At 43.3% G+C, this 6917-nt stretch carries 7 protein-coding genes; 3 read left to right on the forward strand and 4 right to left on the reverse strand.

From position 1 onward, the window contains the following. The first annotated feature begins 270 nt into the window (after positions 1 to 270). The 3 genes from AB4653_RS13320 (at position 271) to rluF (ending at position 2477) form a co-directional block, all read left to right on the forward strand. Positions 271 to 411, forward strand: coding sequence for a DUF3149 domain-containing protein (locus AB4653_RS13320; RefSeq protein WP_004736246.1), 141 nt, complete (start codon positions 271 to 273; stop codon positions 409 to 411). Between the two features lie 167 nt (positions 412 to 578). After that, the gene (gene smrA, locus AB4653_RS13325; RefSeq protein WP_009848720.1) at positions 579 to 1160 is read left to right on the forward strand and encodes a DNA endonuclease SmrA; all 582 of its coding nucleotides are present in this window, start codon (positions 579 to 581) and stop codon (positions 1158 to 1160) included. A 177-nt stretch (positions 1161 to 1337) separates the two neighbouring features. After that, on the forward strand, positions 1338 to 2477 hold the full coding sequence (rluF, locus tag AB4653_RS13330; protein ID WP_017097594.1) for a 23S rRNA pseudouridine(2604) synthase RluF: 1140 nt from the start codon (positions 1338 to 1340) through the stop codon (positions 2475 to 2477). Positions 2478 to 2584: 107 nt separating this feature from the next. On the opposite strand, the gene ybaK is transcribed toward rluF, so the two are convergent. The 4 genes from ybaK to AB4653_RS13350 form a co-directional block, all read right to left on the reverse strand. Further along, on the reverse strand, positions 2585 to 3058 hold the full coding sequence (ybaK, locus tag AB4653_RS13335) for a Cys-tRNA(Pro) deacylase (RefSeq protein ID WP_017099628.1): 474 nt from the start codon (positions 3056 to 3058) through the stop codon (positions 2585 to 2587). A gap of 118 nt (positions 3059 to 3176) precedes the next feature. After that, complete coding sequence (ushA, locus tag AB4653_RS13340) at positions 3177 to 4838, reverse strand: bifunctional UDP-sugar hydrolase/5'-nucleotidase UshA (RefSeq protein ID WP_029223112.1); 1662 nt, start codon at positions 4836 to 4838, stop codon at positions 3177 to 3179. Positions 4839 to 5387: 549 nt separating this feature from the next. Further along, positions 5388 to 6242, reverse strand: coding sequence for a 3-deoxy-8-phosphooctulonate synthase (gene kdsA / locus AB4653_RS13345; protein WP_012603393.1), 855 nt, complete (start codon positions 6240 to 6242; stop codon positions 5388 to 5390). A 22-nt stretch (positions 6243 to 6264) separates the two neighbouring features. After that, a partial coding sequence (locus AB4653_RS13350) for a SirB1 family protein (RefSeq protein WP_372104407.1) occupies positions 6265 to 6917 on the reverse strand: 653 nt, incomplete at its 5' end.

Here is a 6917-nt window from a genome sequence, read left to right on the forward strand (position 1 = left end):
CTGCGCTATTCACCGAGATATCTAACTGGCTGATTGCCTGTCGATGAAGCGTATAATACGGATTCTGAGTTTATCCGCAAGGGCTTTTTTCACTCTTTTTTACAATATCGAATCGTTCGAACAAAAGACGTACAAGTGAAATGCCAATGTGACGAAAAACACACAGTTACCAACAAGTATTTAACTTATGAAACAGGATTGATCCAGATCAGTGAATTGATAACACCAGTTAATACACTAACTCGTGTCATATAACTTTGAGGTATACACATGGACTTTTGGCTAGAACTCCTATTTGGTAATGCGGTGGGGCTATCTTCAATGATAGTAATATTCGGGGCTCTGGGTCTCATGATGTTCTATGGAGGCTTCTTCATCTACAAAGTTATGACTGAAAAATCTCCTCACTAGAATCGCTCAGCCTAAATCATCTACTTTTAAGTATCATTTTCTTTAGGTAGATGTAAAAACGCTTTGCACCGGAGCCGACTTATTGTCTTCTCCGGTTTTTTCATTTTTAAACCCGGCCTCAACTTAGGTATACTTACCTTATCCTTATCCAACTTGAGATACACACTATGTCTCATGATGACGACTTAGATCTATTCCAAGAAATGATGGGCGATGTTAAACGTATCGACCATGACACCGCCGAACACCAGAAAGTACACCGAGTCACAGAATCTCACCTTGCTAAGCGTGAAGCCGCTATGTGGCTGTCTGACGACGAGAAAGACTACTTATCATTAGACTACTCTCCAATGATCAAACCTGACGATGTCATTGCTTATAAAAAAGATGGCGTACAAGAAGGCGTATACAAAAAGCTGCGCTTGGGCAAGTATCCAATTCAAGCCAAACTCGACCTTCACAGGAAAACACTGAAAGACGCTCGTAACGAAGTACTCTCATTTTTACGCCAGTGTTTAAGAATGGATGTTCGCACCGTTATCATTGTCCACGGTAAAGGTGAGCGTTCGAATCCACCAGCAATGATGAAAAGCTACGTGGCAAATTGGCTAACACAAATTAATGATGTTCAATGTGTTCATTCAGCTCAGCAATTTCACGGTGGTACAGGTGCGGTCTATGTCATGCTCAGAAAGAGTAATGACAAAAAGCTAGAGAACAGAGAGCGCCATCAAAAGCGCAGCAGTTGATAAGTTGAGATAGATAAGTAAGCTAATAGCGGTCTTGCATCAAGAGCGATATTTCGTGCCTAGACTCACACCAAGTGCTAAAATTGTCCTCAGTTAACGAATCCCAACTCAAAGCAACTATTCAGAGGTTGCTTTTTGTTTATCTATATTTCCGTTGTGAAACGCTAAGAGAATATCATGTCACAAGAATCCCAAGCTAAACGCCTTAATAAATACATCAGTGAAACTGGTTTTTGCTCACGCCGCGAAGCCGACAAACTCATTGATGCTGGCCGAGTTACTATTAACGGTAAGATCCCTGAAATGGGCACTAAAGTCTTGCCTGGTGATGATGTTGAGATCGACAATAAACCTGTTCGTTCAAGAGAAAAGCCGATCTACATTGCTCTTAATAAACCAACAGGTATCACCTGTACTACTGAGCGTGATATTCCAGGCAACATCGTCGACTTTATAGGTCACCACAAACGTATATTCCCTATTGGTCGTCTAGATAAGCCTTCTGATGGTCTTATCTTCTTGACCAACGACGGCGATATCGTAAACAAAATCCTACGTGCAGGTAACAACCACGAAAAAGAATACGTGGTTCGTGTAGATAAACCTATTACGACTGAGTTCTTAAAGCAAATGGGCGCTGGCGTTCATATTCTCGATACTGTTACCTTGCCATGTAAGGTAGAGAAAGAGACCAAGTTCTCGTTTCGCATCACATTAACGCAAGGCCTTAACCGTCAGATTCGCCGTATGTGTGAAGCGCTCGGTTACGAAGTATTTAAGCTACGCCGTGTTCGTATTATGAACATCTCATTAGACGGTATTCCTAACGGAAAATGGCGCTACCTGAGCGACGAAGAGATTAATGAAATCTTGGCGATGTGTGAAGGCTCAGTAAGTACTGAAGATGCGTCAAAAATGAACGCGAAAGGTCAACGAATTCGTAAAGCAACTGACGCGAAACTTTTTGATAGCCGTGAAGAGAACCAAACTTCAACAGCGCGCCGTAATCAAAACGAGAACCGTACTCGCACTTACCGCGGTAACAATGCGGATGAATTCCGTCATGCGCCTAACTCAAAGCGTGGCCGTAACTCATCGAACGGTGAAAGCGGTGGCGGTGGCAATACCGAAAACTGGAAATCAAACTCTCGTTCAGAGCGTTCTAATTCAGATAAAAACCGTTCGGATCGCAATCGCACAGATCGCGACAATAACGAACGTCGAAGCGGTAAACCGACAGACCGTAGTCAAGATTCAAACAGGCCGAACAAACCTGCACCGAAACGTGTTGGTGGTACTTTAGGTTTGAAGAAATAGTCAGAATCCTTTCAAACGGGACTGTCGATAAAGAAACGCCCGCTAGATTAGTCTAGCGGGCGTTTTTATTTGTGATCATGTACGTTTATCGTTATGGAAAGCACAAGCTACAGGCATAGTTCAGCAAACTGACCACGCGTAAGTAGTACTAAGTCTTTCGGATCTAGCTCGATCTCTAACCCTCTCTTCCCTGCACTCACACATATCGTTTCAAAATCGGTAGCGCTGGAATGAACAAAGGTAGGTAATGCTTTTTTCTGACCAAGAGGACTGATTCCTCCCACCACATAACCTGTCGTTTTCTGAGCAATATCTGGATCAGCCATCTCTGCTTTTTTACCTTTCGCTGCTTTAGCTGCAAGCTTAAGGTTTAACTTCTGGTCAACAGGAATAACAGCTACCGCCAAATCTTTCGCCACACCATTCAAGCTGAACAACAGAGTTTTGAATACACGTTTGGGATCTTGACCAAGCGCTTCGACAGCCTCTAATCCATAATTCGTGTTATTTGTATCATGATGATACTGATGCACACTGTGAGCGATTTTCTTTTTCTTGGCGAGATTGATTGCAGGGGTCATAACAAATCCAAACGATAGATAAACAAAAAGCGACGCCGAGGCGTCGCTTTAGTTAAATTTATCATGGTGCTAGAGTCAATCTAATTTAGCACCTAGTGATTCAATTAACTGGGTTCAATTACTTGTAAACCATTTGACCTGAAGGCGCGTACTTGTTCACATCAACAGGGCTGTTTGCTTCTAGGTACTCTTTTAGTACTTCAGCGTCAACAAAACCTGTGTTCACAAAGCCAGGGTGATCAGACAGTTTAGGGTAACCGTCACCGCCAGCAGCGTTAAAGCTTGGTACCGTAAAGCGGTATGTTTCATCTAAACGAAGCTGCTTGCCACCGATGAAGACATTCGATACTTCACCGTCAGCGACAGTCATAGAAATACCTGCAAACTGTGCATAAGCACCTGAATCAACAGGTTTAGTCGCCACTACGTTTAGGTAATCTAGAACTTCTTTACCAGTCATATCAGTGTAAGTCAGGATGTTTGCAAAAGGCTGTACTGTTAGTACATCTTTGTACGTCACATCGCCGGCTTCAATTGAGTCACGAACGCCACCAGAGTTCATCACAGCGAAGTCTGCTTTTGCACGCTCCATGTGAGAAGTCGCAATCAAACGACCCAGGTTAGTTTGTTGGAAGCGAACTACGTTACGGTCACCTTCAAGCTTGCCATTTGTCTCAGCGATTTGAACTTCTAACTGAGCTTGGCCCTGTTCTTGGAAAGGACGTAGGAATTCAAGCAGCTCTGGATCTTGTGCGATTTCATCTTGAATAAGAACGCGTTGCTTCTTGCCGTCAATCTTAACTTTCTTCTTAAGGTTAACGGGAACCAAGTCGTAGCTCACCATCTCTAGTTCGCCATTACGGAATTCGTAATCAGCACGGCCTACGTACTTGCCCCACTCGTGAGCTTGAACGATGTAAGTACCGTTTTGAACGTCTGGTTTACACTCATCACCCGGCTTGAAGTTTTGCTTCGCAACGTTAGGGCCTTCCATACATACAGGCTCTTGAGAGTGACCACCAACGATCATATCTAGATCGCCTTCATTTAGGTAACGAGCTAGTGCTACATCACCCGGAGCATTAACACCACGCTGACCATTTTCGTAGTGACCCATGTGAGTCACAGCGAAGATAAGATCGGGTTTTTCTGTTTCTTTAAGTTCAGCGATCAGTTTCTTCGCTTCTTCTTTAGGGTCACGGAAATCGATACCAGCAATAAATTCTGGGTTACCAATTTTCGCAGTATCTTCAGTCGTTAGACCGATAACAGCAATTTTGATACCTTGCTTTTCAAACATCTCGTAAGCTTGGAATTTACGCTCGCCTGTCGCTTTGTCGTAGATGTTTGCAGATAGCATTGGGAAGTTTGCCCAGTCGATCTGTTTTTGCAGTACGTCTAGTGAGTTATCGAACTCGTGGTTACCTAATGCCATTGCATCGTAACCAATTTTATTCATACCTTTAAAATCAGGTTCTGCATCCTGAAGGTCTGACTCTGGTACACCAGTGTTGATGTCACCGCCAGATAGAAGCAACACGCTACCGCCTTCTGCTTCAACTTCTGCACGAAGTTGGTCAACAAGCGTTTTACGTGCAGACATGCCGTATTCGCCGTATTTGTTCTGCCAAAAACGACCATGGTTGTCGTTCGTATGCAGGATAGTTAGCTTATAAGTTTCGTCTTGGTTCCAATCATGAGCTGATTGAGACGCACATCCAGCCAAAGTAGCTAGGATTGCAGCACTTAGTGCTGTCTTTAGAATAAGGCGTTGCTTCATTGTCATACCTTTGAACTTTTTAGGGGAATCCACTGCTTTCTATAATCCATTGCGACTCCTTGTCTGGAGTTCGAACAATAAGACTTCAACATGACTAATCTTAAATTAACATTCTAAATGTAACACGATGATTTCATATTTATGTCGAATTGGTCACGCATGAATCAACAGTTAAGTGTAACAAAATTATGAGATTACACTCAAACTTCCCCTGCATCACAGGCAATCGTTTACTTATAAAGTGTGATGAATGTCAGCAATTCACTACAAACAGGACAGACCTCACACACCTATACCGCTTTCTTAGGGAATCAGAGGCTCTGTTAACAAGGGGTTAATCGCCTATCGTGGATTGACGCACTGCAAAACAAGTTCGTGAACAGCCAGACAGACAGCTTAGTCATAGCCCAAATAGGCCGAGGCTTCGGTGAACTAAACGGATGTTCCATTAAAAAACGCCCAACTCTAAGAGTTGGGCGTTTGTCTATTACAATCAAATAACGAGTTAACACTCTCTAGTTAATACTAGTGACTTAACATCAGATAAAACTATTTGATTTCGATGTGCTCGAAGCCTTTGATAAGGTCATCAAGTGCTTTCATCTGCTTCAAGAACGGTTCTAGCTTATCTAGCGGTAGAGCTGATGGGCCATCACAACGAGCTTGATCCGGGTTAGGGTGAGCCTCAAGAAATAGACCAGCAATACCCGTCGCAATGCCCGCTTTAGCTAGTTCAACCGTTTGCTCACGACGACCGCCAGATGCAGCACCTGATGGATCACGCATTTGAAGCGCGTGAGTCACATCAAAGATGATTGGGCTACCGTTTGATGATTTCTTCATCACACCAAAACCAAGCATATCAACTACTAAGTTGTCATAACCCATGCAAGAACCGCGTTCACAAAGAATGATGTTCTCGTTGCCACACTCAGCAAACTTATCAACGATATTACCCACTTGATCTGGGCTCATGAACTGAGGCTTCTTCACATTGATAACCGCGCCAGTCTTAGCCATTGCTTCAACAAGATCAGTTTGACGAGCAAGGAACGCTGGAAGCTGGATTACATCAACCACATCAGCAACAGGCTGAGCTTGCGCTTCAGTGTGAATATCAGTGATGATCTTCACGCCAAAGGTATCTTTCAGCTCTTGGAAAATTTTAAGACCTTCTTCCATGCCAGGACCACGGTATGAGTGAACTGAGCTACGGTTTGCTTTGTCGAAAGACGCCTTAAATACATAAGGGATACCCAACTTCTCTGTTACTTTCACGTAGTGCTCACAGATCTGCATAGCTAGATCGCGAGATTCAAGAACGTTCATACCTGCAAATAGCGTAAATGGCTTGTCATTAGCAATTGGCATATTGCCAATGTGAACTGTTTTCTGTTCCATCATATTCTCTCTAAATAATTATTAATTAGTGAACAACCACTATCTTTTCGTTCATGACGTTCACTTGAGATTTTAGTAGCTCAGATGCAGGGTCATCTGGGCATTGGTCGATAAAATATTGATAATCCGTAGCAGCGACCTGATGACAGTCTAGCTGCTGATAAATAAAGCCGCGGTCGCGGATTTCATACGGATCATCCGGCACAAACGTTAACGCAAGGTCGGTACACTTCAATGCAAGCGTATAACGCTCTTCTCGAAGCAATGCACTCTTAAGTAACGCTAGCCACTTACCAATAATCGTTGGGTGGTCAGCAACTTCTAAGTGTTCAGCTTTTACCTTAGCTAGTGGGCCATCATGCCCAATAAGCCATGCTCGTAAAGTTTGCACGCCAACGTACTCGCCGTTGTACGGGTTAATGTATACAGCAGCTTGCCCGAACCAACTCACTTTAAGTAAGAATTGAGTTGGGAAAGACACGCCTTCAACAGGGAAGCCTAACTTGCGACCTAGATAAAGAAAGATCGCACCAAGACTCACTGGAATGCCTTTTTTTCTCTCAAGTACTTTATCGATAAATGCGTTTTCCGAAGAAAAATACGCATCTTTATCCCCAGCAAAACCCCACTCATAAAAGAATAGTCGAATAAAGGATTCAAACTTCTGCTGTTCATCCG

It is taken from the genome of Vibrio sp. 10N.222.48.A3 (genome assembly GCF_041475345.1).
Classification (GTDB): Bacteria; Pseudomonadota; Gammaproteobacteria; order Enterobacterales; family Vibrionaceae; genus Vibrio; species Vibrio tasmaniensis_A.